Annotated in this window: 25 protein-coding genes; 5 read left to right on the forward strand and 20 right to left on the reverse strand. The window is 60.3% G+C overall.

Annotated elements, in window-relative coordinates; translation table 11 throughout:
* Positions 1-5: 5 nt before the first annotated feature.
* The 17 genes from icmH to tssA all read right to left on the reverse strand — a co-directional run bounded on the left by icmH (position 6) and on the right by tssA (position 17,607).
* Entirely contained in the window at positions 6-881 is an 876-nt protein-coding gene (gene icmH, locus IHQ43_RS28745) for a type IVB secretion system protein IcmH/DotU (RefSeq protein ID WP_007954389.1), read from the reverse strand.
* A gap of 5 nt (positions 882-886) precedes the next feature.
* Positions 887-2,218 (reverse strand): type VI secretion system baseplate subunit TssK, encoded by a 1,332-nt coding sequence (gene tssK / locus IHQ43_RS28750; protein ID WP_096817226.1) that lies wholly within the window; start codon positions 2,216-2,218, stop codon positions 887-889.
* Positions 2,219-2,220: 2 nt separating this feature from the next.
* Entirely contained in the window at positions 2,221-2,721 is a 501-nt protein-coding gene (tssJ, locus tag IHQ43_RS28755) for a type VI secretion system lipoprotein TssJ (RefSeq protein ID WP_011336587.1), read from the reverse strand.
* A gap of 5 nt (positions 2,722-2,726) precedes the next feature.
* Positions 2,727-3,920, reverse strand: coding sequence for a type VI secretion system-associated FHA domain protein TagH (tagH, locus tag IHQ43_RS28760; protein WP_192562867.1), 1,194 nt, complete (start codon positions 3,918-3,920; stop codon positions 2,727-2,729).
* Between the two features lie 18 nt (positions 3,921-3,938).
* A complete protein-coding gene (locus IHQ43_RS28765) occupies positions 3,939-4,079 on the reverse strand; it encodes a hypothetical protein (RefSeq protein ID WP_003229566.1) in 141 nt (46 codons plus the stop codon).
* A 93-nt stretch (positions 4,080-4,172) separates the two neighbouring features.
* Positions 4,173-5,699 carry a sigma-54 interaction domain-containing protein gene (locus IHQ43_RS28770; protein ID WP_192562868.1) on the reverse strand — a complete coding sequence of 509 codons (1,527 nt, stop codon included), beginning with the start codon at positions 5,697-5,699 and terminating at the stop codon, positions 4,173-4,175.
* Positions 5,700-5,709: 10 nt separating this feature from the next.
* Complete coding sequence (gene tssH, locus IHQ43_RS28775; RefSeq protein ID WP_192562869.1) at positions 5,710-8,367, reverse strand: type VI secretion system ATPase TssH; 2,658 nt, start codon at positions 8,365-8,367, stop codon at positions 5,710-5,712.
* An 11-nt stretch (positions 8,368-8,378) separates the two neighbouring features.
* The gene (tssG, locus tag IHQ43_RS28780; RefSeq protein ID WP_007954381.1) at positions 8,379-9,386 is read right to left on the reverse strand and encodes a type VI secretion system baseplate subunit TssG; all 1,008 of its coding nucleotides are present in this window, start codon (positions 9,384-9,386) and stop codon (positions 8,379-8,381) included.
* Positions 9,350-11,137 (reverse strand): type VI secretion system baseplate subunit TssF, encoded by a 1,788-nt coding sequence (gene tssF / locus IHQ43_RS28785; RefSeq protein WP_085685957.1) that lies wholly within the window; start codon positions 11,135-11,137, stop codon positions 9,350-9,352. The genes tssG and tssF overlap by 37 nt, the downstream gene beginning before the upstream one ends.
* A 46-nt stretch (positions 11,138-11,183) precedes the next feature.
* On the reverse strand, positions 11,184-11,618 hold the full coding sequence (locus IHQ43_RS28790; protein ID WP_192562870.1) for a hypothetical protein: 435 nt from the start codon (positions 11,616-11,618) through the stop codon (positions 11,184-11,186).
* A 3-nt stretch (positions 11,619-11,621) separates the two neighbouring features.
* Positions 11,622-12,047 carry a hypothetical protein gene (locus IHQ43_RS28795; RefSeq protein WP_192562871.1) on the reverse strand — a complete coding sequence of 142 codons (426 nt, stop codon included), beginning with the start codon at positions 12,045-12,047 and terminating at the stop codon, positions 11,622-11,624.
* 2 nt (positions 12,048-12,049) lie between these two features.
* Positions 12,050-12,982 (reverse strand): DUF6402 family protein, encoded by a 933-nt coding sequence (locus IHQ43_RS28800; protein ID WP_192562872.1) that lies wholly within the window; start codon positions 12,980-12,982, stop codon positions 12,050-12,052.
* A 69-nt stretch (positions 12,983-13,051) separates the two neighbouring features.
* Complete coding sequence (locus IHQ43_RS28805; RefSeq protein ID WP_192562873.1) at positions 13,052-13,576, reverse strand: PAAR domain-containing protein; 525 nt, start codon at positions 13,574-13,576, stop codon at positions 13,052-13,054.
* An 11-nt stretch (positions 13,577-13,587) separates the two neighbouring features.
* Entirely contained in the window at positions 13,588-13,995 is a 408-nt protein-coding gene (tssE, locus tag IHQ43_RS28810; protein WP_085708830.1) for a type VI secretion system baseplate subunit TssE, read from the reverse strand.
* A 9-nt stretch (positions 13,996-14,004) separates the two neighbouring features.
* Complete coding sequence (tssC, locus tag IHQ43_RS28815; RefSeq protein WP_096817193.1) at positions 14,005-15,480, reverse strand: type VI secretion system contractile sheath large subunit; 1,476 nt, start codon at positions 15,478-15,480, stop codon at positions 14,005-14,007.
* Positions 15,481-15,508: 28 nt separating this feature from the next.
* Complete coding sequence (gene tssB, locus IHQ43_RS28820; RefSeq protein ID WP_096817191.1) at positions 15,509-16,012, reverse strand: type VI secretion system contractile sheath small subunit; 504 nt, start codon at positions 16,010-16,012, stop codon at positions 15,509-15,511.
* Between the two features lie 32 nt (positions 16,013-16,044).
* Complete coding sequence (gene tssA / locus IHQ43_RS28825; RefSeq protein WP_192562874.1) at positions 16,045-17,607, reverse strand: type VI secretion system protein TssA; 1,563 nt, start codon at positions 17,605-17,607, stop codon at positions 16,045-16,047.
* A 691-nt stretch (positions 17,608-18,298) separates the two neighbouring features.
* On the opposite strand from tssA, the gene IHQ43_RS28830 reads away from it, so the two are divergent.
* From IHQ43_RS28830 to IHQ43_RS28840, 3 genes are read left to right on the forward strand one after another with little or no spacing between them, the layout of a single operon-like run.
* On the forward strand, positions 18,299-18,931 hold the full coding sequence (locus IHQ43_RS28830) for a CDP-alcohol phosphatidyltransferase family protein (RefSeq protein ID WP_192562875.1): 633 nt from the start codon (positions 18,299-18,301) through the stop codon (positions 18,929-18,931).
* Positions 18,918-19,517 carry a lysophospholipid acyltransferase family protein gene (locus IHQ43_RS28835; protein ID WP_192562876.1) on the forward strand — a complete coding sequence of 200 codons (600 nt, stop codon included), beginning with the start codon at positions 18,918-18,920 and terminating at the stop codon, positions 19,515-19,517. Before IHQ43_RS28830 ends, IHQ43_RS28835 begins: the two co-directional genes overlap by 14 nt.
* The gene (locus IHQ43_RS28840) at positions 19,514-20,458 is read left to right on the forward strand and encodes a phosphatidate cytidylyltransferase (protein ID WP_127800677.1); all 945 of its coding nucleotides are present in this window, start codon (positions 19,514-19,516) and stop codon (positions 20,456-20,458) included. The genes IHQ43_RS28835 and IHQ43_RS28840 overlap by 4 nt, the downstream gene beginning before the upstream one ends.
* 99 nt (positions 20,459-20,557) lie before the next feature.
* On the opposite strand, the gene IHQ43_RS28845 is transcribed toward IHQ43_RS28840, so the two are convergent.
* From IHQ43_RS28845 to IHQ43_RS28855, 3 genes are all read right to left on the reverse strand, one after another.
* On the reverse strand, positions 20,558-20,833 hold the full coding sequence (locus IHQ43_RS28845; protein WP_003213368.1) for an HU family DNA-binding protein: 276 nt from the start codon (positions 20,831-20,833) through the stop codon (positions 20,558-20,560).
* A gap of 190 nt (positions 20,834-21,023) precedes the next feature.
* The gene (locus IHQ43_RS28850; protein ID WP_192562877.1) at positions 21,024-22,172 is read right to left on the reverse strand and encodes an NAD(P)/FAD-dependent oxidoreductase; all 1,149 of its coding nucleotides are present in this window, start codon (positions 22,170-22,172) and stop codon (positions 21,024-21,026) included.
* Between the two features lie 21 nt (positions 22,173-22,193).
* Positions 22,194-22,361: a rubredoxin gene (locus tag IHQ43_RS28855; protein ID WP_007954349.1), complete on the reverse strand. Its 168-nt coding sequence runs from the start codon at positions 22,359-22,361 to the stop codon at positions 22,194-22,196.
* A gap of 199 nt (positions 22,362-22,560) precedes the next feature.
* Between IHQ43_RS28855 and IHQ43_RS28860 the strand changes: the two genes are divergently transcribed.
* Positions 22,561-23,112 carry a chorismate lyase gene (locus IHQ43_RS28860; RefSeq protein ID WP_192562878.1) on the forward strand — a complete coding sequence of 184 codons (552 nt, stop codon included), beginning with the start codon at positions 22,561-22,563 and terminating at the stop codon, positions 23,110-23,112.
* Positions 23,112-24,002, forward strand: a complete 891-nt coding sequence (gene ubiA, locus IHQ43_RS28865; protein WP_192562879.1) for a 4-hydroxybenzoate octaprenyltransferase — start codon at positions 23,112-23,114, stop codon at positions 24,000-24,002. The genes IHQ43_RS28860 and ubiA overlap by 1 nt, the downstream gene beginning before the upstream one ends.
* The last annotated feature ends 109 nt before the right edge of the window (positions 24,003-24,111 follow it).

Genomic DNA, 24,111 nt, shown 5'->3' on the forward strand with positions numbered 1-24,111 from the left:
CCTGTTTACGGCTGCGACTGCGGCTGGACCGCGGCCGGATCAAGCGGCTGATAAGGTTGCAGAACGGTGTCGCGCTGCTCGCCCAAGACCCAGGCGAAGCCCGAATACATCATCACCAGGCAGACGAAGGTGAACAGCACCACCATCCACGCCGGCACGATGCGCACCAGGTTGCGGCGCTGATCGTTGAGGCCTTCCCACTGCGGCGACAATTCACGCGGCACGTCGCCACGCAACTGACGGATCTGCCGGTACAGGGCGTCGCGGATGCCTTCGAGTTCCAGCATGCCGCGCGCTTGTACGCGGTACTTGCCCTCGAAACCGAGGGACAGGCACAGGTACATCAGCTCCAGCATCGGCAGGTGCTTGACCGGGTTTTTCGACAGCCGATCGAGCAACTGGAAAAACTTCTCGCCACCGAAGGTTTCGTTGTGGAAGCTGCTGAGCAGGCTCATCTGCGACCACTCGCTTTCGTTGCCCCACGGCGTGGTCACGACGGCTTCGTCGACCACGGTGCAGAGCACGTAACGGGCGGCCATCACCTGGCTGCTTTCGGCGCCGTTGTGCAGGGCGCGCACTTCAAACAGCTTGAGCCCGGCGGTCAGGCGCTCGTTGAGCGCGTAGAGGTCTTCGCGGGTTTCGCTGTGCTTGAGGCGCACCACTTCCGACAGCAGTTCGGATGACGCCGCCACCAGCGAATTAAGGCTGATGTTGAAGGCTTCCGCCGGACGCAGGCGCGCGGCGTAGATCATCCGTTCTTCCAGTTGTTCGAAGCGCGGTGGCGCAGCGAAGTCGGTCAGCGGACTCGCCGCCGGGCCATGGCCCTGACGGTCGAGCAGGACGGTTTTGTCGTCCTGGTTGTGTTCCATGTCCTTGATCATGTCGGTCAGTTCCTGATGGCCCAGAATTTCAGTTCAAGCTCGGCAAATTCGCCGGACACGTGGAACGCGAAGCCGCCGGAGCGCTCGAGTTGCGCCAGGTCTTCGGAACTGAGTTCGAGGATGAAATAGGTTTTGTTGGAGTGGAACGCGATCTGCCGCGGGGCCACCGGCAACGGTTTGACCTTGATCCCCGGCAGGTGCAGGTTGACCAGTTGGCGGATGCGCTCCACCGGGCCGACCTTGAGGTGCGCAGGCAAGCGGTTGCGCAGTTCTTCGGAGTCGCAGTTGGCACTGGCTGCCAGCACGAACGACGCCGAGCCCAGCAGTTTGTGGTCGTGCAGCGGCGACACGATGATCCCGTACTGACGCGCTTGCAGGATCAGCTCGATGGCGTGTTGTTCCAGCACCATCGACAGCACCTGACGGATTGACTCCATCAGTTTGCGGAAGCTCGCGCCCTGGTCGGCGTGGGAGTAGCGACTGTCCAGACGCGGGCGTTTGCTGTCGCTGGAGAAGGTCGCCAGATCGCCGAGCATGGTCAGCAGCGTGCGGTACAACTCCTCCGGGTGGACCTGCTCCAGACCCAGGTAGTGGCGCAGCAGCAGTTCGGTGCGGTTGATCAGTTGCAGCATCATGAAGTCGCCGATCTCCGCGCCGCCGACCTTGCCGTTCGAACGAATGCGCTCGGCAATGGTGTCGCCACGGTGACCGAGCATGCTGATCACTTCTTTCAGGCACGACAGCAGGTAGCTGGAGGCGTGGGCCTGAATGTAGGTCGGCACGAAGTCCGGATCGAGGCTGATCACGCCGTCCGGTGTGGTGTCGAGCACGTCGCAGATCTTCAGCTTCACGTAGGCCTGGTCGCTCTGCTGCTCGCCGAGCAACAGTTTGAAGTCCGGGCGACCGCATTTGACCTGGCTCGCCGAATCGTCGCCGGCGTTGGAGTCGGCCACTTCGGTTTCATAGGCGGTGTAACGCGCCAGCACGTCGGACTGCTCCGGGCGGCGGGCCTCGATGTGGTTACCGGTGACCAGCGGCAGCGCCAGGTAGATCGGCATGTTGCCGGTGTTCGGCGGCACGTCCAGCGCCAGCGGCTCGGTGTTGCCACCGAGTTCGAACAGGCTGCCGTCCGGCAGGATCCCCGAGGCTTCACTGATCACCAGTTTGCCCATGTTGAGGAACTGCAAGTCGATCTCAAGGTTCAGGAAACCCCAGGTGTAGCCGCCCAGCAACTGGGTGCGGGTCTTCATCTGGTGATCGTAGTAGCGGTCGTTGTGCTGGAAGTGCTGCGGACGCAGCAGCATGCCTTCCTGCCAGATGACTTTATGGGTATTCATGATCAGTCATCCGCCTTGGCGAGCACTTCGTTGGTCTTGCGGATACCGGCCTGATCCAGGGTCAGATCGGCTTCGGTGACTTCCAGCGGCGTGATCGGGAACGTGTGGCGCCACTTGGTTTCCGGCAGGTCGCGGTACGCGGCGAGGATGCCGATGAAGCGGCTGCCCTCCTCCACACTCAGCTTCAGTTCCACGGTTTCACCCGGGCGCAGTTCGAGTTCTTCGCTGGCCACCAGATCCGGGTTGAGAGATTCCTTGGCGCGCTCGTAGAGGCTGAAGAAATCGGCGTTCTCGAACGTCACCGGGTGCTTGAGTTCGAACAGGCGCACCACGATCGGCGACGGACGACCGTTGAGGTCCGGGTTCAGCTGATCGCTGCCGGTCAGCTTCAGGTTGATCTTGGTCACTTTCGAATACGGCGACAGCGACGAGCAACCGGCGAGCAGCACCAAAAGGGTGAGCGCGGTCAGCGTCTTGAAAAAAGCGGTCGAGCGGCGAGACATGCGCATCATCCTTGGTGGTCGGTGTGGAGGGTGGAGATCAGGCGGATCTGTTCTTCGTAGGCCTGGGCGAAGTCGCGGGCCAGCAGGCGCTCGCTCCAGTCGTCGTCCTGACGCAGCGCATGGTGGTAACGGTTGAACGCTCTCCAGCGCCCGCCAGCGGTGGCGAGCAACGGTTTGTTGTCACGCTCGAAACGCAGGGTCAGTTGCTCCGGCGAGAAGTGCTCGAGTGTGCCGCGCACCGCCGCGCGGCTGGCGGTCAGCAGCGCCACCTGATGCGCCTGCAAGTCGCGGAACGCGCGGGAGATCGCCTGATCGGCCGGCAAGTGGCCCGGCTTGTTCGGCTGCAACAGGATGTCCAGCGCTTCGCTCGGGTCGACGGCGAATTTCAACGGATTCTTGTTGGTGCCTTGCACGGTGGTCTGGGCCAGACGCAACTCGTTCTTCAGCTCCGAACGGGTGCGCAGGCTCTGTTGCAGACCGCCGACGCTCTGGCGCAGCAAACGTGCAGCGTTCAGCGCGAGGGCTTCACGCTCGTCGTGGCTGAGGTTCTTCACGTTCACGCCGAGGGCCGCGCCGAATTTATCCCAGAAGGTTTCGCTCTGACGCTCGACCTCTTTCGGTGCCGGTGCAGGTTCAGGCTTGGGCTCGACGATCAGCTCCGGCACCATCAGGCTTTCCATGTCGATGCGCGCGTAGTCGGCGCGCTGACGGGAGTCTTCAGGGTCGGTAACCGGTGCGAGCATTTCCTCGAATTCCGAGTACACGCGTTCTTGCTGCTCCAGCGACTTCAGTGGGTCGAGGTCGAGGAACGCGTCATCCGGAATGATGGTTCCGGCGGCGCGTGGCAGGCCGACTTCACCGTCGAAGGTCGCCGGGTCGCGCACCAGTCGTGCACGAATCTCGAAATCGCCCAGCACGTAGGTGCTGCCGTGCTCGATGCGCACCGGTTCGCCCTTGTGCAGGCGTGCGCCGCTGTCGCCGTCCTGAACACCGTTGCTGCTGGTGTCGGTCAGGAAAAACGTGCCCTCGCGATAGCTGACAATCGCGTGGTGATTGGACAAGTGACGCTTGCGGTCAGGGATGATCCAGTCGCAGTCCTCGCCCCGCCCGATCACGCCACCGGCCTGTTTGAAGGTCCGCTGGCACAGCTCGGTGGGCACGAACTGCTTGGTGTTCAGCATTTCGAAAACCAATTCCATGTTTGATGCTCCTTGCGGTCACTTGCCGCGATTGACCGCCTGCGGATCACCCAACGGGCGGTAATCGTTATCGTTGAATTTGTAATTGCCGCTGCAGCCGCCGAGGCCGCATAGAACGACGAGGGTCAGCAGGACAGCGTGCCAGTGACGAACAGACATCAGAGGGTCTCCAGGTGTAGACAAAGCACAAAGCGCCGACCCTCTCGGGCGGCGCTGAAATAGGTGTTCGAGGTGAATCCGACGGACTTTCGCCTACCCATCGAAATCACCCAGATTGATGTTCAAGCGGCCGAGCCGGTACAGCAGCGTGCGCCGCGGCAAGCCCAGTTCGCGGGCGGCGAGCGTCTGGTTGCCGTCGTTCTTGCGCAGGCAATCGAGCAGCAGATTGCGTTCGACCGCTTCCAGTCGTTCACGCAGATTGAGGCCGCAGTGGTCTTCCGGCGTCGGCGCCGATTCCAGACGCAGCGAGAAATGCTCGGCCAGCAACTCGCCGCCCTCGCACAACAGCACCGCGCGCTCGACCAGGCCCTTGAGTTCACGCACGTTGCCGGGGAAGGTGTAACCGGACAGATGCTCCAGCGCCGCGTCCGACCAGCGCACCGGATCACGCTGCAGGAAAGTGCAGGCCTTGTCGGCGAAGTGTTTGGCCAGGTCGAGGATGTCGCCTTCGCGCTGACGCAGGGCCGGCAATTCAATCGGGAATTGCGCGAGGCGGTAGTACAGGTCCTCGCGGAATTTGCCTTCGCTGACCAGCACCGACAGGTCGCGGTGCGTCGCGGCGATGATGCGCACGTCGATCTTGTGGGTGTCGTTGGAACCCAGCGGACGGATCTCGCCTTCCTGCAACACACGCAGCAACTTGGCTTGCAGCGACAGCGGCATGTCGCCGATTTCATCGAGCAACAGGGTGCCGCCGTTGGCCGCATCGAACAGCCCGGCACGGTCACGGTCGGCGCCGGTGAACGCGCCTTTGCGGTAGCCGAACAGCTCGCTTTCCAGCAGGTTTTCCGGGAACGCCGCGCAGTTCTGCACGATGAACGCCTGGGACCGGCGCGGGCCGCAATCGTGGATCGCCCGCGCGACCACTTCCTTGCCGGTGCCAGTCTCGCCACGCAACAGCACGGTGTACGGGCTGTGCAGGACTTTGCTGATCAGCGAGTAGGTCTGGCGCATCGCTGCACTCTTGCCGATCAGGCCGTAGCCGCTGGCACTCGGCAGGCTGCGCACGACCGGTGCGGCAGCATCCACTGGCTGGCGCAGGCGTTGCAGCAAGTGCAACTGACCAAGCACGAACGAACCGAGTTGGCCGAGAGAATCGGCAAACCCTTGCAGGTTGATGTGGCGACGACTGGCGCACAGCAACAGACCTTCGACGGCCTTCTGCTGATTGACCAGCGGCACGCACAACAGCGACTGCCACGGCGCGGACGACGCCGGCAGAAAACTGGTTTCGTGCAGGCTGCCACCCAGGTCATCGAAGCTCACCACGCGGTTCTGGCACAGGGCGAACTGCAACAGTTGCTCGCCGTTGTAATCCGCCGGCAGGCTCGCCGCGCTGCGCGGTTGCAGCACGCCGTCGAGGCACTCAGCGTTCATCCCCAGCGACGTGTGCGTGGCGTCCAGCAAGTACAACTGCGTCAGTTCGCAACCGCTCAGCCCGGCCAGACCGCGCACGAAATCACCCAGCAGCGCAGCACTGTCCGCCGCGCGCGACAGGCTGGCGAACTGCGCCAGCAAGGCTTCGGCATAGAGCAGTGGCTGCGGCACTTGAGTGAACATCACACTCACCTCAGGCGAACTCGCAGGTCACGCTGGCTTCACCGTCGAGCGTCGCATGCACGCGCTTGAGGCTTTCACCTGTGGCCATGGCATCGAGCAAGCGGTCGGCCACCAGCGGCAGCACGTGCTGGTCGAGCAAGTGGTCGATCAGGCGCGCACCGCTTTCGCTTTGAGTGCAACGCTCGGACAGGTGATCGACGAGGTTCTGGCACCAGGTGAAATCCAGCTGGCGACGGTTCAGACGCTCGCCCAGACGACCGAGTTTGATCTCGATCAGCTCGCGCAGCACCGGGCCGCCGACCGGGTAGTACGGCACCACTTTCATCCGCGCCAGCAGCGCCGGTTTGAAGTGTTTGCTGAGCACCGGGCGAATGGTTTCTTCCAGCACTTCCGCGGTCGGACGCGCGCCGTCTTCGCACAGGTCGCTGATCTTGTCGCTGCCCAGGTTCGAGGTCATCAGGATCAGCGTGTTGCGGAAGTCGATCTCACGACCCTCGCCGTCGTTGGCCACGCCTTTGTCGAAGATTTGGTAGAACAGGTTGAGCACGTCCGGATCAGCCTTCTCGACTTCGTCGAGCAATACCACCGAATACGGCTTCTGGCGCACGGCTTCGGTGAGCATGCCGCCCTCGCCGTAACCGACGTAACCTGGCGGTGCACCGATCAGGCGGGAAACGGTGTGCTTCTCCTGGAACTCGGACATGTTGATGGTGGTGATGAAACGGTCGCCGCCGTACAGCAGGTCGGCGAGCGCCAGGGCGGTTTCGGTTTTGCCGACGCCACTCGGGCCCACCAGCAGGAACACGCCGACCGGTGCGTCAGGCTTGTTCAGGCCGGCAGCGGTGGCACGCATCGAGCGATCCAGTGCGTGCACGGCTTGTTCCTGACCGCGAATGCGGGTGCGCAGGTCGGTGGCGAAGCTTGCGACTTTGGCGTTGTGCTCACGGGCCAGTTGCGCCAGTGGCACGCCGGTCCAGGCGCTGATCACTTCGGCCACCAGACGTGGGCAGACTTCGAAGCTGACCAGACGCTCTTTGACCTGAGCGGCGGTCAGGGCGCTGTGGGTTTCGTTGAGTTGCGCTTCCAGTGCTTCGACGCTTTGGCCTTCTTCAACTTCAGCAGCAACGGTTTCGATCACGGTGCCTTCGGCGTCTTCCTCAACAGTGACCACCGGCTCGACCGCAGCGGCTTCACGGGCCTTGGCCAGTTGCTGACGCAGTTCCAGCAGGCGCTCGGCCAGCTGTTTCTGCTCGGTCCACAGGGTTTCCAGTGCGACCATTTCCGCTTCGGCTTCGTCCAGACGCGCTTCCAGTGCCTCCAGCGCTTCGTGGTCGATCAGCAGACCGGCTTCGGCATCGCGGCGCAGGGCCTGACGCTGACGGCCACCTTCAGCCAGCTCGCCACGCAGGCGCTCCAGGCTTTCCGGGGCAGCGGCGAGGCTGATGCGAACACGTGCGCACGCGGTGTCGAGCACATCGACAGCCTTGTCTGGCAGTTGCCGACCGGCCAGGTAACGGGCGGACAGTTCCGCTGCCGAGACCACCGCGTCATCGCGCAGGTAGATGCCGTGGCTCTTCTCGTAGACCTGCGCCAGACCACGCAGGATGGTCACCGCTTCGCTCACGGTCGGTTCGTGCAGTTGAACCGGCTGGAAACGACGGGCCAGCGCCGGGTCTTTCTCGAAGTATTTCTTGTACTCGGCCCAGGTTGTCGCGGCGATGGTGCGCAGTTCGCCACGGGCCAGCGCCGGCTTCAGCAGGTTGGCCGCGTCGGAGCCGCCAGCGTTGCCGCCCGCGCCGATCAGGGTGTGGGCTTCGTCGATGAACAGGATGATCGGCTTCGGCGAGGCTTTGACCTCGTCGATCACGCCTTTCAGACGACGCTCGAATTCACCTTTGACGCTGGCGCCGGCCTGCAACAGGCCCATGTCCAGCGACAGCAGCTCGACGCCCTTGAGCACTTGCGGCACTTCACCGGCAGCGATGCGCGAGGCCAGGCCTTCGACGATGGCGGTTTTACCGACACCGGCTTCACCGACCACGATCGGGTTGTTCTTGCGGCGACGGGCGAGGATGTCGACCATCTGGCGGATCGCGCCATCGCGGCACAGCACCGGGTCGAGTTTGCCGTCGCGGGCCTGTTGGGTCAGGTTGTGAGTGAAGCGCTCCAGCAGCGATTCGCCCTGGGCGGCCGGTTTGCCGTTGGCCGCCGCCTGAGGCTGTTGCGACAGGGCAAATTCCTTCAGACGATCGATGTTCAGTTTGGCGAGCAGTGGCTGGTAGCGGCTGCCGGCGTAGCGCATCGGGTTGCGCAGCAGCGCAAGGATCAGCGCCGCGTCTTCGACCGAGGTCTGGCCCAGTTCAAGGTTGGCCACCAGCAGCGCGTCTTGCAGCCACTGCACCAGTTCCGGGGCAAAAACCGGGTTGCGCGAAGCGCTGTGCTCGACCCGCGATTGCAGGGCGGCGCTCAGTTCGCCGGCATCAACGTCGGCATCCTGCAGTGCGCGGGAGAGCAGACCGTTAGGGCGCTCCAGCAGGCCGAGCATCAGGTCTTCGACCAGAATCTTGCTGCCGCCACGAGCCACGCAGCGCTCGGCCGAACGCTCCAGATCGCGACGGGTTTCGGCGTCCAGCGCCTGGATGAGTTGTTGCAGGTCTACGTTGATCATGGCTCACGTCCTTAATGAATTTTGCTGCCCAGGGTCACCACGCCGTCTGCTTTTTCGCAGCCCAGCCAGCTGGTCCAACCCAGGCGACAGTCGTTCTTCTCGCCAATGCGCAGTTCGCGGATTTCTTCCGGGCGCAGCACCAGGCGAATGTCGTAATCGAGCGGGTCACGCAAGGTGAACCGCACCAGCGCGCAGAGCGGCTGGTAACCGAAACCGATAGGCAGGAATTCGTGGAATCGCTCCCAGTCGAGTTCGGTGATGTGAATGCGGAATTTGCCGCTGCGGTCGCGCACGTGTTCACCCAGCACCAGGTCCTCACCCAGAACGCTGTTGGCGAAGCCGAGGCGGTTGCGCTGTTCTTCGAGGATTTCTACGCGGCGCTCGATGCACTGCTCGATGACCAGGTCTTCGTGCTTGAAGTAGTAACGCAGCACCGCTTCGATCAGCGCCGCCGAGTGCGCCCGCAGACTGAGCAGGCCGAGGTACGGCAGCAGGCGTTTCCAGTTCAGTTCCTTGGCCTTGCGGATCTCGTCGCCGCCGAGGCCGATCAGGGCGAACAGCTGCGACGAGAACGGGTCGACTGCGCCACTCTGGAAGCTCGCGCGATAGCGATACTTGCGCCAGATCGGCAGCATCAGCCGTTGCAGGCGATGGTGGAACAGGTCGAGGAAGTTGCGCGTCGGGTTGCCGTCTTCGCTGTCGCCCAGGGCTTGCTCGCCATAGAACGCCGGCAGCGGCGAGCCGGAACCGACCAGGCCGATCAGGTTGAAGCGCAGGCGCGCGCGCATCTGCCCGTGCTCTTCGAAAAACTCCACACGATCGACATCGCTGCGCGGAAATCCGAGGCTCGGATTGGCCTGGAATTCCAGCTGATCGTAGAGGTCGTCTTCGCTCAGGTACGGGTGCGCATCGCGCAGCCGGTCGATCACCAGCAGCACGGCCTGAAACAGCGAGTACTCGCGTATTACCTTCGTCAGCCCGCTTAAAGCAGGGGCTGCAGGCCCATACGTGGTGTCCATTGGTACACCTCTCCCTGTGTGCTTTTTACCCGCAGCTCGTGGAATGAATTGAGACTGGCGTAAAGCGCGAAAAACTCGTTGAGAACCGAGGCGAAGACGAACAGGTCGCCCTCACCGATATACCCTTCGGGGTCGATGGTCAGTTCGGTGCGCAAACCGCGCACCGGCAGACCACGGTGCAACCGGTCCACGTGGTGATGCTTGATGTGCTTGAGGCCGCCGAGCAGGCGCTTGCTGACCTTCTCCGCGTGCTGGTCGTAGTAGCGCGGCAAGTCGTAGGTTTCGAGAATCACCTTCAGTGCGTTGACGTCGGCCAACGACAGATAGTTGAGCGACATGTTGCTGATCAGCTTCCACAGGAAGTCACGGTTCAGCGGCGGCGCGAAACTGGAAGTGGCCGGGGTGATGTTGCGGAAACTCAGGAACTCCGGGGTCTCTTCGCAGGCCATGCAGATCTGCCCGAGCTTGAGTTTGCGCGGCAGGTTCTGGTTGGTGCAGACCAGCTCGATCGACAGGGTTTCGTGAGCTTCGGTGTGGCGGATGCCGAAGCTCAGGTAAGTGTCGAGGCCGTCGTGCAGCAGCGACGAACGCTGGCGGATGCTGTAATGCGGACGGCTATTGGGCACGTCGAAACTCGGGTCGTGCTCGAAGGATTCGAACGGCACGTACTCCTGATAACCGAGGCCGCCAGGCTTCCAGCCGGTCACGGTTTCCACCGAAAACACGCCGCAGTTTTCCAGATCGTATTCGGCCGGCAGCAACAGGTATTCGTCCTGTTTGCCGTCGAGACGGATCGGCAGTGCGTCGTGCTTGAACAGGTTGACGATCGGCGTGCAGAACAGCTTCACGTTATCCGTCGTCGGACGCATGCGCATGATGCCGCTCTTGCGGATATCGAAGCGCAATTCCAGGCCGCGCATCTGCTTGAGGGTGTCCTCCGGCAGCGCCTTGAGGATGTCCAGACCGTGGACATCAACGAACAGAAACTTGTCCTGGAAGGCGAAGTATTCCTGCAGGTAGCGATAGCCGCGGAAGGTGTTCAGCGGATACGGGATCAGCGCTTCTTCTTCGGCAAAACCCACTGGCTTTACGCGGTCGCCCGGAATCTTGAACGCCATCGGCTTGCCGCTCACACCATCGATAGGCTTGCCGGCGCCGTCGAGCGGGATCAGTTCGATGCCGTCGAGATTGCGCAGCAGGCTCAGGTAGAGCATCTGGCTGATGTAGCGCTCGCCCGCAAAGTGCAGGCGCAGTTTGCTCAGCTCCAGCTCGCCGAGATGGCCGTCGGCACTCATCTCCAGGCGCAGGCTGAGCAGCGAACCGTCGCCCTTAACCGAGTAGTTGAGCGCGGCCAGATCCAGCGCCATGACTTCGGTCGGGTAGCAGGTGCGGAAACGGCAACGCACGTCTTCGATCGGCACGCTCTCGATCGGCGTATCACGCTCGACCTTCAGCGCCGGCCCGGAACGCTTGAGCGGATCGAACTGCAGAATGCTGAACGCCGGCAGCGGGCGCATGTAGTTCGGCCACAGCAGCTGCATCAGGGAATGGCTGAGCTCCGGCAACTCGTCATCGAGCTTCTGGCGCAGCCGTCCGGTTAGAAACGCAAAGCCTTCCAGCAACCGCTCCACATCCGGATCCCGCCCGGCCTGCCCCAGGAACGGCGCCAACGCCGGACTACGCTCGGCGAAACGACGGCCCAATTGGCGCAGTGCGGTGAGTTCGCTTTGGTAGTAGTGGTTAAAGGACACGGGTTACCTGCCTGGTAGTGGATTCACTGTGCATCACGACTGCCCATCAATTTTCCAGATGTACATATGGCGTATTGCTGATAAAAAGATTTAACCAATGCCACTCCCATTGCGGCATTGCTATATCAAATGTTTTTTCTTTTTTATTGAAATACAGCCAATAGACACCCACAGATTTATCATCTTCAAACAAGCGCATATCCAGCGACTGGGTGGAATACAGCGGAGTTCTATAAGCTTTCTCTGGATGTTCCTTATCAACAACCCGAAGATAAGCCATTCCACCCAGGCCTAATATCCCGCCAACGGGCACATTCTGTAAAATGTAACGGCCAGAAGTATCGATATTCGTAACGTTAGCGGGGAAATTGCAGATTTTATTGACAACGACGATTAACAAGGCCACCAGCAAAACCAATACCAACGCACCACGAAATATTGCGTTCTTGTGCGTTGAAAGTCCTACACCACTCAAAAACATAGCTTACTTTCCACTCTCGACAACTGGCTCAACACTATAAGGTGCATTAGCAACAAATCGATTCAGCCAATGCTCCCCCCGGTAGACCGAATGAATAATAAAAATCTTTTTTTCGACACTGAACTCAAGGAAAGGCGTTCCAATCCTGCGTGAACCAAAGGCCTGCCCCATATCAATTTCCTTTATTTCAAATAGAGGACTTCGATATATTTTTCTTGGTTCATTCAAATCGGTCACGCGTAGAAACGCCAGGTTATCATCGAAAGGAAACAGCCGAAGCGGAACTCTCTCCAAAACATACTGGCGCGTAGCGCTTAACTCAATTATATCGGGTGAACGTTGGGAGAGTCCGTCCACGAAAATGTACGGCACTATTACCGCCGAAAGTAAAAATGTAAAAATACCAAGACAAATCCATTTCGAACGCATGATCAGCTCGATATCGCAATAGTTGTGGGCGAGATGGTTTCGTACTTGATGTCAGACAGCACCCTGAAATCCCCGCCTTTACCATGGCACTGCCGATACTCTACAAAGTCACTGTTTTGAATCAGGTACAAACGAGCGCCTTCCAGATCTTTGAAAACCTCTGCCACGTCGGCAGGGCTCAAGGCACCAGTTTCCATCATTGCTGTCTGGTTGGAATTGATACTGATATTGCGTGCAATTGCCTCAGGCGGAATTACAGTTCCGTCAAAATTCCAGAAGCCAAGAGGCTGACTGATGAAATCGGAGCCATCTCCAAAGTCATAGCTGTCTTCAACATAGAATCCCAGCTTGCTTACCAGAAATTCAATTTTCTTTGAAACAATGACAACATCACCTTCCGCTATCACTCTCAAGTTAAAGTTTGCGAGCGCCCCTCTTAAATCATCCAATACATCTATCCGCCACTGCGCCATCTTGACGGACACTGTATTACTGTACCCAAAGTCCTCAGCTTCCCGAGCACTTCCAAATGCCAATGGATATTTCCCATCGGGCTTATCTTTAAATTTTTTAAGTATTGCTGCACGTATTTGCTTCTGCCCATTAGGGCTATTCCACACTGACTTTAAATATTCGTACTCTTTACTGGCGCGCTCAAAACTCAAGAGCCAGCTCATCTTGACTATTGCGTCGTCGATGTACTCCTGCGGTGCTTCTTTAAGGTGATTCTTGGTGAGCTCATCCATCCCTCCATCGGAGGTAGACCAAGGCATACCAGCAAACCATCGACGCATCAGTGCGGCAGAGGTCGGCCACTTCATCTTGTCCATAGCTGCAGGAATGTCGGTGATACCAAATTTGCGCTTTGCAATTGCACACTGGCCAGCCTTGTTACTAGCCGGAGTCATGCTTGCGGTCACTGTGGCACCCGTCATATCAACATCCTTGCAAAATAGATTCGACAACCCTCAGGCATGGCGTTTACCTGAGAAACAATGTGCTGATTACGCAATTGCGACCTTTGTCTGCTTCTCGATCACCAACTCGATGGTTTCCGCTGTCGCAGAGAAGACGCGCTGTGTCTTCCCATCCTTATCGGTGACTCCATTGATGATCTTTCCTGAAGCGGTTTTCAGCGTGTATTCCACGCCAGCCAATGGCTCTCCAGTGTCCTGACAATTGATCACGAAGTGCTCGTTGAACGGCCACTGAATCTCTACCGGCAAAGGCGGCACAAACGGCGCCGGGGAATGCGAATTGCCAATAATCACCGTCGAAGACCCAGCCGTAACCTTGTTGCCGTGGGAGCCCACGGAATCAACAGTGACAGCAGACTTGCCGTTGATTTTCACCGTCGTGGCCAAACCGCCGACCATCGCACCACCACACGCGGAGGCATCGCCTTCGCGGGCGGCCGCGAGGCCGTCGAAGAACACGTCGCCGGAACCGGCGGCAATCGGGTTGGTACCGTGGCCGGGGAGCGAGCAAGCAGTGGGGTCGGATACGCGTGCTGCTGGTTTGCCAGACATCGGGGTTCTCCTTAGGTGACCTTGACTTGACCGCTGCCATCCAGGCGCGCGGCGAAACTGACCTGACGCTTGAAACCCTCGACTTCCAGCAGGCCTTCGATGCTGAAGGCCAGGCGAAGCTGGTCGTGGTCACGCGGCAGGGAAATGACACGCACGTTGCTCAGACGCGGCTCGTAGGCTTCGATGAAGCTTTCGATGGCCAGGCGGGCCTGACTCAGGGAGTCGTGCAGGCTCAGGCGCATGTCATTGAGATCGGGCAACCCGTAGTCGGACAGCGTTTGCACGCTGCCGGCCCGGGTGCTGAGCATTTTGGCCAGATGGGCAGCCACCGACGCCATGGCAGAAGCCTCGAGGCTCCTGCCCTTGCGTAGTTCCGCGTCGCCGTTGAGGCGTTCGAAAAGGCTGCCGTATCCGTCCATGAGTCGCTCTTACTCTTTGTCCAGCTTGCCAACCAGCGACAGGGTGAAATCGGCACCCATGTACTTGAAGTGCGGGCGCACGTTCAGGCTGACGCGGTACCAGCCCGGCTCGCCTTCAACGTCGCTGACGATCACTTGCGCAGCGCGCAGCGGACGACGGCCACGTACTTCGGCGCTCGGGTTTTCCTGGTCGGCCACGTACTGGCGGATCCACTTGTTCAGTTCCAGCTCGAGGTCGGTACGCTCTTTCCAAGAACCGAGTTGCTCGCGCTGCAGCACTTTCAGGTAGTGAGCCAGGCGGTTGACGATCATCATGTACGGCAGTTGGGTGCCGAGCTTGTAGTTCAGCTCTGCAGCCTTGCCTTCTGCGCTGATGCCGAAGAACTTCGGCTTCTGCACCGAGCTTGCGGAGAAGAACGCCGCGTTGTCGGAGCCTTTACGCATGGTCAGGGAGATGAAGCCTTCCTCGGCCAGTTCGTATTCACGACGGTCGGAAACCAGAACCTCGGTAGGAATCTTGGTTTCGATTTCGCCCATGCTTTCGAAGTGGTGCAGAGGCAGGTCTTCAACCGCGCCGCCGCTCTGCGGGCCGATGATGTTCGGGCACCAGCGGAACTTGGCGAAGCTGTCGGTCAGTTTGGTACCGAACGCGTAAGCGGTGTTGCCCCACAGGTAGTGCTCGTGGCTGTTGGCAACGTTTTCCTTGTACACGAACGATTTGACCGGGTTCTCTTCCGGATCGTACGGGTTACGCAGCAGGAAACGCGGAACGGTCAGGCCAACGTAGCGGGAGTCTTCCGAGGTACGGAAGCTCTGCCATTTGGTGAATTGCGGGCCTTCGAAGTGATCTTTCAGATCCTTCAGGTCCGGCAGACCGGTGAAGCTTTCCAGGCCGAAGAATTTCGGGCCGGCAGCGGCGATGAACGGCGCGTGGGACATGCAGGATACGCTGGCCACGTACTGCATCAGTTTCACGTCCGGCGAGCTTGGGGACAGGTAGTAGTTGGCGATGATCGCGCCAACCGGCTGACCACCGAACTGGCCGTATTCAGCGGTGTAGATGTGCTTGTACAGGCCCGACTGCATCACTTCCGGCGAATCTTCGAAGTCGTCCAGCAGGTCGTCCTTGGAGACGTTGAGGATTTCGATCTTGATGTTTTCGCGGAAGTTGGTGCGGTCGACCAGCAGTTGCAGGCCACGCCACGACGATTCCAGAGACTGGAAGTCCGGGTGGTGCAGGATTTCGTCCATCTGACGGCTGAGCTTGGCATCGATCTCGGCGATCATGCGGTCAACCATGGCTTTTTTGACCGGCTCACCGTTGTTCTGCGGCTTGAGCAGCTCTTCGATGAACGCCGACACACCGCGCTTGGCGATGTCGTAGGCTTCGTCGTCCGGCGTCAGGCGGGTTTCGGCGATGATGCTGTCGAGGATGCTGTACTCGCCGTTTTCTGCGGCGTTCTGTTGTGCTGCGCTAGTGCTCATTGTGTTGGCTTCCTTGGCTGCTGGAGTCTCAGGCGTCCGGGGCTGCGGCGTTCAGGCCCAGCTCACCGAGTACGCGACCGCGGGATTCATCGTCGGCGAGCACGCCTTCGATGGCTTTACGGAACGCAGGAGCGTTACCCAGCGGGCCTTTGAGGGCCACCAGCGCGTCGCGCAGTTCCATCAGCTTTTTCAGCTCAGGCACTTGCTCGACCAGGCTGGCCGGGTTGAAGTCCTTCATCGAATTGACGCGCAGTTGCACGGCCAGTTCGTCAGCTTCGCCATCTTCCTGCAGACGGTTCGGTACGCTCAGTGTCAGCTGCAGCTCTTGCTTGGCCAGCACTTCGTCGAAGGTCATCTTGTCGATGCTGATCGGCTTGCGATCCTCGATCTTGCGATCGTCCTTGCGGTGGGTGTAGTCACCGATTGCCAGCAGCTTCAGCGGCAGTTCAATCTCTTCCTGAGCACCGCCGGTGGCGGGTTTGAAGGTGACGTTGATGCGTTCCTTGGGGGCTACCGAGCCTTCTTTGGCCATGGCTTTTCTCCTTGCGGTTGTGGCCCTGGGGCCTATTCGAGTACCACTTCGAGGTCGAGGTGGCACAGCCTGCGATAAATCTCTTCCTTGCGTTCACGTACGGCATGGTTCTGCGGTAACAACTCGCAGCAACTGTGCAGCAGGTGCAGCACTTCCAATGCAAGATCGGGCTCCCAGGCGTGCAGGCCTGAGTCCTGTAATGTCTGATCGAGGGTTTCGAGCTGGTTCTTGGCGAGTTCGTATTTCTTGGCCAGAAAGCACAGTCGCGCGAGGGCGAACTGCCAGAAGAAGCGTTCGCGCCCGCCGTGCGCCGATTGCAGACCCTGCTTGAGGATCTGCACGGCAGGCTTGAGGCCTTCCTTGCGCAGGATCGGCTGGACTTCTTCCAGGGCCTTTTCCCAGGCCGGCTGGGTTTCGACGTTCTCGTTTTCGACCTTGCGTGGCGCGCTGGCGCTTTGCAGGTGCGGCATGACGTTGCCGGCGATCCACGCCCGGGTGGACGGATCGGCGAACGGCGCGCCGTCATGGAAACGCAGCTCGACGATGCCGGGCAGGCGTTGAATCAAAAGCGCGAAGTGGATTTCCACTTCGCGCATGGCCAGCTCGGCGTTGAGGTTCTGGAGACATTCCCAGACCATCCTCTGGCCATCGAACCAGAACGGCGCCTTCGCCAGGCTCGCCTCCAGTTCCACAAGCAGGTCGGCGTATTTGCCCTGATCGAAACGGTCCTGATACTGCTTGAGCTTGTCGACCGGCAACCCGCGCAGCACGGTGATCTGCTCGGCGTTGCGCTCGGGCACCGCGTCGATCGTCATCCACAGCAAGGTGCGGTTGAGGCGCAGCGCGCGCAGGTCGGTGGCTTTCTGCTTGAGCCACCAGGCGCATAACGGACGGGCGCTTTCCTGCTGCGCGCGCAGTGCCTTGTGGGCTTCTTTCTCGTTGTCGATCGGTGCACCGGGCGCCAGCAACTGGCTGGCGGCCTGCTTGACCTGCGCCACCGCCGCGCCCACCACGCCAGGTGCCGGCTGGTTGTCGGCGGCGCGCTGGATCATGGTTTTCAGGCGGCGGGAAAGCGGCAGCAGCAGCGGCGCGTCATCGCCCAGGTGCTCGGTGCAGGCCGCGTCGAGACCGGACAGGTGCTCGGACAACTGCCGGAACATCGGCAGCTGTTCCTTGATCGCGATGTTCTCGGTGATCACCTGCTCCAGACGCGGAACCAGCCAGCCGATGGCGGCGGCACGGGTGCGGGGTTTGAGCGGGTGTACCTCGGCCCAGTTGTTTTCCGACAAGTGGTGCAGCAAACCGAGGCCGGCCAGCAGGCCGGGGAAGGATTCACGCTGGTACAGCGACCACGTCAGCCAGGCGCCGACACGCAAATCCTTGGATTGGGTACGCAGGAGATTTTCGCTGTTTTCGCGAATTTTCAGCCAGTCGATCTGCCCGCTTTCGTGCATCGAAGAGGCTTTGGCCAGCTCGCTTTCCAGGGCCTCGAATTCGCTCGAGAAACGAACGTCCTCGCCCGCAAAATTCTCTTTGGAAACAGAGACTTTAGCGAGTTCGAGGTAATGGGCGGAAAGTTTGCTTGAGTAGGACATCCATGGCCTTTGTTTGGATTACGGTCGTGCGCCTATTGGAGTTGCAGCGGCGCGGGACAGTATCGAAGAGCAGTGAGAAGACTCATCCAATTGAGTGTGTGCTCTTTCAAGTGGGCGCATCGTAATCACTATGATGGCCACTAGCAAGCATCTGATTAAACAACAAGACGAACTGTTCATTGGGCGCTGTAGGAGATCGCCCTATATGTGTCAGGGGTTTCCCTGATATCGGCTTATATCAACCAAGCCTTTCAAACCCCGGCGTAACCTGCGTCCCAGAGCGGCTGGCTGAAACCCGCCAACACCTCCTTGAACGCACGTTCCAAAACACGAACGAAAGCATGACAACACTACAAAGAAAATAAAGTAGGAATCTTCCGAAAACGGACGTGCATCTTTAAACAAATCCCGGAGGACAACAGGCAACAATAAAAGTGCCATCAATTTGATGGCATCGCACACTTTGCATACTTCATAAGACTTCTTTACCCGCACAATTGCAGGACTTCACGCAAGTCGCCGTCAATCCATCAAGCCCTCGCCCTGCTTAAGCACACACTTTTGATGTGGATTGTTCTGACAAATGTCGTGGACTGTTCTTACATCAAATTATTTCATGCTGCGAACGTGCCTTTATATGGCCAGCCTCAGTCATCAATTGACGGCTTACCACTGATACGGACATTGGCAAATGGATGAAAACAGACGGCCCATCAAGACCCGCTCCGCGGGCTGGGCGAGACACTTCACGGATGAACTGGTCAAGCGGGACATCTCCCCCAACCAGATCTCCGTCATCAGCATGCTCTTCGCGCTGTTCGGCGCGGTGACGCTGAACATCGACAACGGCGTGGCCGGTTCGATCTGCTGCATCGTCGGCATTCAGTTGCGGTTGCTGTGCAATCTGTTCGACGGGATGGTGGCAATCGAAGGCGGCAAGCAATCGGCCGTTGGCAGTCTGTACAACGAGTTTCCGGACCGGGTTGCCGACAGCCTGCTGATCGTCGGGCTCGGTTTTGCCATCGGCCAGTCCGACCTCGGCTGGTTTGCCGCACTGGCCGCTGCGCTGACGGCGTATGTCCGGGTGTTCGGCGGCGCTCTAGGGCTCACCCAGAGTTTCATGGGGCCGATGGCCAAGCAGCACCGGATGGCGGTGATGACCGTGGCGCTGCTGTTGAACGTGTTCGAAACCATTTACTACGCGACCCACTACGCTTTGCTGATCGCGCTGGCGATCATTGCCCTTGGCTCCGTCGCCACCTGCGTAACGCGCACCCTGGCCATTGCCAGACAACTGAAGGGGAATGCTCATGTGGATCAGTAATGCGCTGATTTCGGTGCTGCGTTTCTTGATCGGCGTGACCGCCCGCTGGGAAAGCCCGCCGGACCTCACGCGCCAGCGCATCTACTACGCCAACCACACCAGCCACATGGACACGCTGGCGATCATCGCCGCACTGCCGCCGGAAGCGCGTTTGAACGTAAAACCAGTGGCAGCCGCCGACTACTGGGGCAAGAACCGCTTTCTGTCGTACATCTCGCAGAAAGGCCTGAACGCGGTGCTGATCGAGCGCAATCCGGCACCGGGCACCAATGTGCTGGAGCCGATCTTCGACGTGGTGCGAGCCGGTCATTCGATCGTCATTTTCCCCGAAGGCACCCGCTCCACCCAGGCACTGCCGGGGGAGTTCAAGTCCGGAATCTTCCGCCTGGCCGAGACCTTCCCCGACGTCGACCTGGTGCCGATCTACCTGGAAAACCTGCATCGCTCGATGCCAAAAGGCAAACATGTTCCGCTACCGATCATCTGCACAATCCGAATCGGTGATCCGCTGCAGAGAATTGCTGGTGAGGAGAAACAGGCGTTTCTGGAGCGGGCGCGTGACGCCATCGTGAGGTTGTCGAAATGAGTCTGGAAACCAAGTTCCTGTGGTTCTTCGCGGCCATCGCCGCTCTGCTGGCTGTGGCTTCGCTGATTGGCGGCGTACTGGCCAGACGCGCAAAGAGCGAAAGCTCGATCGCGACCATCGAAAACCTCAACCAGCGCGTGAACGCGTGGTGGGGAATGGTCATTATTTTCTTCGTCTCCTGGCTGCTGGGCCCCAATGCGACGGTGGTGCTGTTCGGTTTCATTTCGCTGTTTGCGTTGCGCGAGTTCATCACTCTGACGCCCACCGCGCGCGGTGACCATAACGCGCTGTTTTCGGCGTTTTTCATTCTGATCCCGCTGCAATACCTGCTGATCGGCACCCATTGGTATTCGATGTTCACGCTGTTGGTGCCGGTGTATGCGTTCCTGCTGCTGCCGGCGATTGCCGTGCTGAGCCAGGACACCGAAGGCTTTCTGGAGCGCACGGCGAAGATTCAGTGGGGCGTGATGATCTGTATCTACTGCATCAGCCACGCACCGGCGCTGTTGTTGCTCGATCTGAAGGGTTTCCAGGGTCAAAACGCCCTGCTGCTGTTCTACCTGGTGTTCGTGGTGCAGATGAGCGACGTGTTGCAGTACGTGTTCGGCAAGCTCTTCGGCAAACGCAAGGTCGCGCCGCTGGTGAGCCCGTCGAAAACCGTGGAAGGGCTGGTTGGCGGCGGGCTGTCTGCAACGCTGATCGGTGGCTGCATGTTCTGGATGACACCGTTCAGCTTCTGGCAGTCGTTGCTGATGTCGCTGGTCATTGTGGTGATGGGTTTCCTCGGCGGCCTGGTCATGTCGGCGATCAAACGCAGCCTGAGCGCAAAGGACTGGGGCACGATGATCAAGGGCCACGGCGGGATGCTCGACCGGATGGATTCGATCTGCTTCGCCGCGCCGATCTTCTTTCACCTGACCCGGTACTTCTTCTCGGCCTGACCCGGACGAAATCATCGGGCACAAAAAATGGGCATCCGACCGCAATCGGCATGCCCATTTTTCATGCAGCGCGCCCGGCTGACCGGGGGTTCGCCGCGATTATGGATTGACGCTGTCTTTCAACGATTTGCCTGGCTTGAACGCAACGGTGTTGCTGGCCTTGATCTTCACCGGTTCACCGGTTTGCGGGTTTTTGCCGGTGCGGGCACCGCGGTGGCGTTGCAGGAAGGTGCCGAAGCCCACCAGCGTGACGCTGTCCTTGCGGTGCAGGGCGCCGGTGATTTCTTCGAGAACGGCGTTGAGAACGCGGTTGGCCTGCTCTTTGGTCAGATCCGCTTTTTCAGCGATTGCAGCGGCGAGTTCTGGTTTACGCATTAGTGAAGCCCCTTTGACGGTTTTTTGTTGTTATGTCCGTGCTGTTCTCGTTGGAACAGCGCCCAAGGCGCCGCAGGCTCTACTCTGCGGCAGACGGGAGTGAGGATGGCACGCGGTTAAGGGCGGCGCCAGTCTCCCCGCGACCTTTGTGGGGGCAAAAGCGGGGTGATTCCGACAGAACGACCGGTATTTACGCCAGCAAGGCCGGAAGCTGTTTGTTCAGCGCGAGTTTTTCGATCACCGCCGCGCCGGTCAGGGCGTAACCGAGCAATTGCCCTTCGGCGTCGTGGCACAGCACCTTGACGTCGGCGCCCTGCCCTTCGACCGTCCAGACACCCTCGCGGCCCCGTGGCGGCGGGGAAACCACCAACGGGCAGACCGGGGTTTTCACGGTGATCGGCATCGGTCCGTAGTTCACCACGGTCGGGTTGCCGGCCAGGGTCTGTGCCAGCGCTCGCGCACAACTCATGAGGGGCATGACGTACAGAAGATTCAGCCCGTCGACCTCGGCGCAGTCACCCAGGGCGTAAATGTTGGCGTGAGAGGTTTGCAGATGACGGTCGACCACCACGCCGCGATTGGTCTGGATGCCGGCAGCCGCCGCCAGATCGATCCGCGGGCGCAGGCCGATGGCCGAAACCACCACATCGCATGGGACAACCTGGCCGTCGGACAGGTGTGCTTCCAGCCCATCCGCGACTTTTTGCAGGCGGGTCAGCACCGGGCCGAGGTGGAAACGCGCACCAAGGCTCTCCAGCCCGGCCTGCACCGCAGCCGCCGCAGCGGGGTGCAGCAGGGTCGGCATTACCTGTTCGCACGGTGCAACCAGTTGCACCTGGTAGCCGCCGAGAATCAGATCGTTGGCAAACTCGCAGCCGATCAGGCCGGCACCTAGCAGCAATACTCGACGCTTGCCGGCCGCTGCGGCGCGGAAACGCGCGTAGTCTTCGAGATCATTGATCGGGAACACCAGATCCGCGCCATCGCCTTCGATCGGCACGCGCACGGTTTCGGCGCCCCAAGCGAGGATCAGGTCGCGATAGTTCACCGCTTCCTCGCCGATCCACAGTCGCTTGTGGCCCGGATCGATGCCGCTGATGCGGGTATGGGTGCGGATCTCGGCCTTCAACTGCTCGGCCATCGCACCCGGTTCGGCCATGCTCAGGCCGTCGGCGTCCTTGTTCTTGCCAAAGCCGGTAGACAGCATCGGCTTGGAGTAGGAACGACCGTCATCGGCGGTAATCAGCAGCAGCGGGGTTTCGCCATCGAGTTTGCGAAACTCGCGGGCCAGGTTGTAACCCGCAAGCCCGGTGCCAATGATTACGACAGGTGCGCTCATGCCCTACTCCTCAGTGTTTTCTCAGTTGATTTCGATCATTTCGAAGTCCATCTTGCCGACGCCGCAGTCCGGGCACAGCCAGTCTTCCGGCACGTCCTGCCACAGGGTGCCCGGCGCAATGCCGTCATCCGGCCAGCCGTCGGCTTCGTTGTAAATCAGGCCGCAGACCACACATTGCCACTTTTTCATTCAGGTACTTCCTCAGGGTTCAGGCTTTAGCCGGCGCGGACGGTCGATGGCGCAGCGCTGCCGTCCGGCTCAGGGCGTTTTGTACTGATCGGGCCGGGCAGATGCAAGCCTGTTCGGCGCAGCGGCGACCCGGATCAATCAAACACGCGGCTCGCCATGGTAAGCTCGCCGCCTCATTTGCTGCCAATAATGACTCATTGTGCAACACACAAACGCTCCGCTGTGGCGCCCGCAAAGCGAACTGACACCCCTCCCCGACACATCCACGCTCGACTGGCTGTTCGACGAAGGCTCCCTGACCCGCCGGCTGACGCACCTGTCCGATGACGGCTTCAGCGTGACGCCGCTGTTCGAAGGCTGGCAAACCCTGCGCGACGACGAATGCGCCGCGCTGGACCTGGCCGAAGGCAGCGAAGGCTGGGTACGCGAGGTGTATCTGCGCGGGCATGGCGAGGCCTGGGTGTTCGCCCGCAGCGTGGCGTCGCGCAGTGCCTTGCAGGGCGACGGCTTGCACATGGATGAACTGGGCAGCCGCTCGCTGGGCGAACTGCTGTTCTGCGATCACGCCTTCCAGCGGCGCGCCATCGAAGTCTGCCATTACCCGGAACACTGGCTGCCCGAGGGTTCCCGGGCCACCGGACTGTGGGGGCGCCGTTCGCGTTTCGACCGTGGTGCATTGAGCGTACTGGTGGCGGAGATTTTCCTGCCTACGCTGTGGGAGGCCGTCCGCGCCCGTCCGGAGAACTGCTGATGTACCAAAGCCTGCTCAAATCCCTGAATCGCTTGAACCCGCGCGCCTGGGACTTCATCCAGCTGACCCGGATGGACAAGCCGATCGGCATTTACCTGCTGCTGTGGCCGACGCTCTGGGCCCTCTGGATTGCCGGCAAAGGCTCGCCATCGCTGGCCAATATCGTGATTTTCGTCCTCGGCGTGGTGCTGACCCGTGCCGGCGGCTGCGTGATCAACGACTGGGCCGACCGCAAGGTCGACGGCCACGTCAAACGCACCGCGCAGCGACCTATTGCTGCCGGCAAGATCAGCTCGAAAGAAGCACTGGTGTTCTTCGCCCTGTTGATGGGCGTGAGTTTCCTGCTGGTGCTGTGCACCAACGCCGCGACGATCTGGCTGTCGCTGGGCGGTCTGGCGCTGGCGTTCACCTATCCGTTCATGAAGCGCTACACCTATTACCCGCAGGTGGTGCTGGGCGCGGCGTTCTCCTGGGGGATGCCGATGGCGTTCACCGCCGAAACCGGAGAGCTGCCGGCGACCGCCTGGCTGCTGTGGATCGCCAACCTGCTGTGGACGGTGGGCTACGACACTTATTACGCAATGACCGACCGCGACGATGACCTGAAGATCGGCGTGAAATCCACGGCAATCCTGTTCGGTGAAGCGGACCGGGTGATCATCCTGACCTTGCAGGTACTGTCGCTGGGCTGTCTGGTGCTGGCGGGGTCGAAATTCGAGCTGGGGATGTGGTTCCACCTCGGCCTGCTGGTGGCCGCCGGGTGCTACGCCTGGGAGTTCTGGTACACCCGCGACCGCGACCGGATGCGCTGCTTCAAGGCGTTTCTGCACAACCACTGGGCCGGACTGGCGATTTTTGTCGGGATCGTGCTGGATTACGCGTTGCGCTGATCCATAGAACCTGTGGGAGCGAGCTTGCTCGCGAAAGCGTTGGGTCAGTTGCCACATAGGCTGACTGAAAAGACGCCTTCGCGAGCAAGCTCGCTCCCACAAGGGATTT

The sequence above is a fragment of the Pseudomonas gozinkensis genome (assembly GCF_014863585.1).
Classification (GTDB): Bacteria; Pseudomonadota; Gammaproteobacteria; order Pseudomonadales; family Pseudomonadaceae; genus Aquipseudomonas; species Aquipseudomonas gozinkensis.

Bases quoted from the DNA above. Each gene is read 5' to 3' on its own strand.
- IHQ43_RS28790 (WP_192562870.1), bottom strand. From the start codon at position 11,618: ATGTTTTTGAGTGGTGTAGGACTTTCAACGCACAAGAACGCAATATTT.
- IHQ43_RS28770 (WP_192562868.1), bottom strand. From the start codon at position 5,699: ATGTTCACTCAAGTGCCGCAGCCACTGCTCTATGCCGAAGCCTTGCTG.
- tssH (WP_192562869.1), bottom strand. From the start codon at position 8,367: ATGATCAACGTAGACCTGCAACAACTCATCCAGGCGCTGGACGCCGAA.
- IHQ43_RS28830 (WP_192562875.1), top strand. From the start codon at position 18,299: ATGGATGAAAACAGACGGCCCATCAAGACCCGCTCCGCGGGCTGGGCG.
- tssB (WP_096817191.1), bottom strand. From the start codon at position 16,012: ATGGCCAAAGAAGGCTCGGTAGCCCCCAAGGAACGCATCAACGTCACC.
- tssG (WP_007954381.1), bottom strand. From the start codon at position 9,386: ATGGACACCACGTATGGGCCTGCAGCCCCTGCTTTAAGCGGGCTGACG.
- IHQ43_RS28845 (WP_003213368.1), bottom strand. From the start codon at position 20,833: ATGCGTAAACCAGAACTCGCCGCTGCAATCGCTGAAAAAGCGGATCTG.
- IHQ43_RS28855 (WP_007954349.1), bottom strand. From the start codon at position 22,361: ATGAAAAAGTGGCAATGTGTGGTCTGCGGCCTGATTTACAACGAAGCC.
- tssK (WP_096817226.1), bottom strand. From the start codon at position 2,218: ATGAATACCCATAAAGTCATCTGGCAGGAAGGCATGCTGCTGCGTCCG.
- IHQ43_RS28795 (WP_192562871.1), bottom strand. From the start codon at position 12,047: ATGCGTTCGAAATGGATTTGTCTTGGTATTTTTACATTTTTACTTTCG.
- tagH (WP_192562867.1), bottom strand. From the start codon at position 3,920: ATGGAATTGGTTTTCGAAATGCTGAACACCAAGCAGTTCGTGCCCACC.
- IHQ43_RS28840 (WP_127800677.1), top strand. From the start codon at position 19,514: ATGAGTCTGGAAACCAAGTTCCTGTGGTTCTTCGCGGCCATCGCCGCT.
- IHQ43_RS28800 (WP_192562872.1), bottom strand. From the start codon at position 12,982: ATGACGGGTGCCACAGTGACCGCAAGCATGACTCCGGCTAGTAACAAG.
- tssE (WP_085708830.1), bottom strand. From the start codon at position 13,995: ATGGACGGATACGGCAGCCTTTTCGAACGCCTCAACGGCGACGCGGAA.
- tssC (WP_096817193.1), bottom strand. From the start codon at position 15,480: ATGAGCACTAGCGCAGCACAACAGAACGCCGCAGAAAACGGCGAGTAC.
- ubiA (WP_192562879.1), top strand. From the start codon at position 23,112: ATGTACCAAAGCCTGCTCAAATCCCTGAATCGCTTGAACCCGCGCGCC.
- icmH (WP_007954389.1), bottom strand. From the start codon at position 881: ATGATCAAGGACATGGAACACAACCAGGACGACAAAACCGTCCTGCTC.
- IHQ43_RS28835 (WP_192562876.1), top strand. From the start codon at position 18,918: ATGTGGATCAGTAATGCGCTGATTTCGGTGCTGCGTTTCTTGATCGGC.
- IHQ43_RS28850 (WP_192562877.1), bottom strand. From the start codon at position 22,172: ATGAGCGCACCTGTCGTAATCATTGGCACCGGGCTTGCGGGTTACAAC.
- tssA (WP_192562874.1), bottom strand. From the start codon at position 17,607: ATGTCCTACTCAAGCAAACTTTCCGCCCATTACCTCGAACTCGCTAAA.
- tssJ (WP_011336587.1), bottom strand. From the start codon at position 2,721: ATGTCTCGCCGCTCGACCGCTTTTTTCAAGACGCTGACCGCGCTCACC.
- IHQ43_RS28765 (WP_003229566.1), bottom strand. From the start codon at position 4,079: ATGTCTGTTCGTCACTGGCACGCTGTCCTGCTGACCCTCGTCGTTCTA.
- IHQ43_RS28805 (WP_192562873.1), bottom strand. From the start codon at position 13,576: ATGTCTGGCAAACCAGCAGCACGCGTATCCGACCCCACTGCTTGCTCG.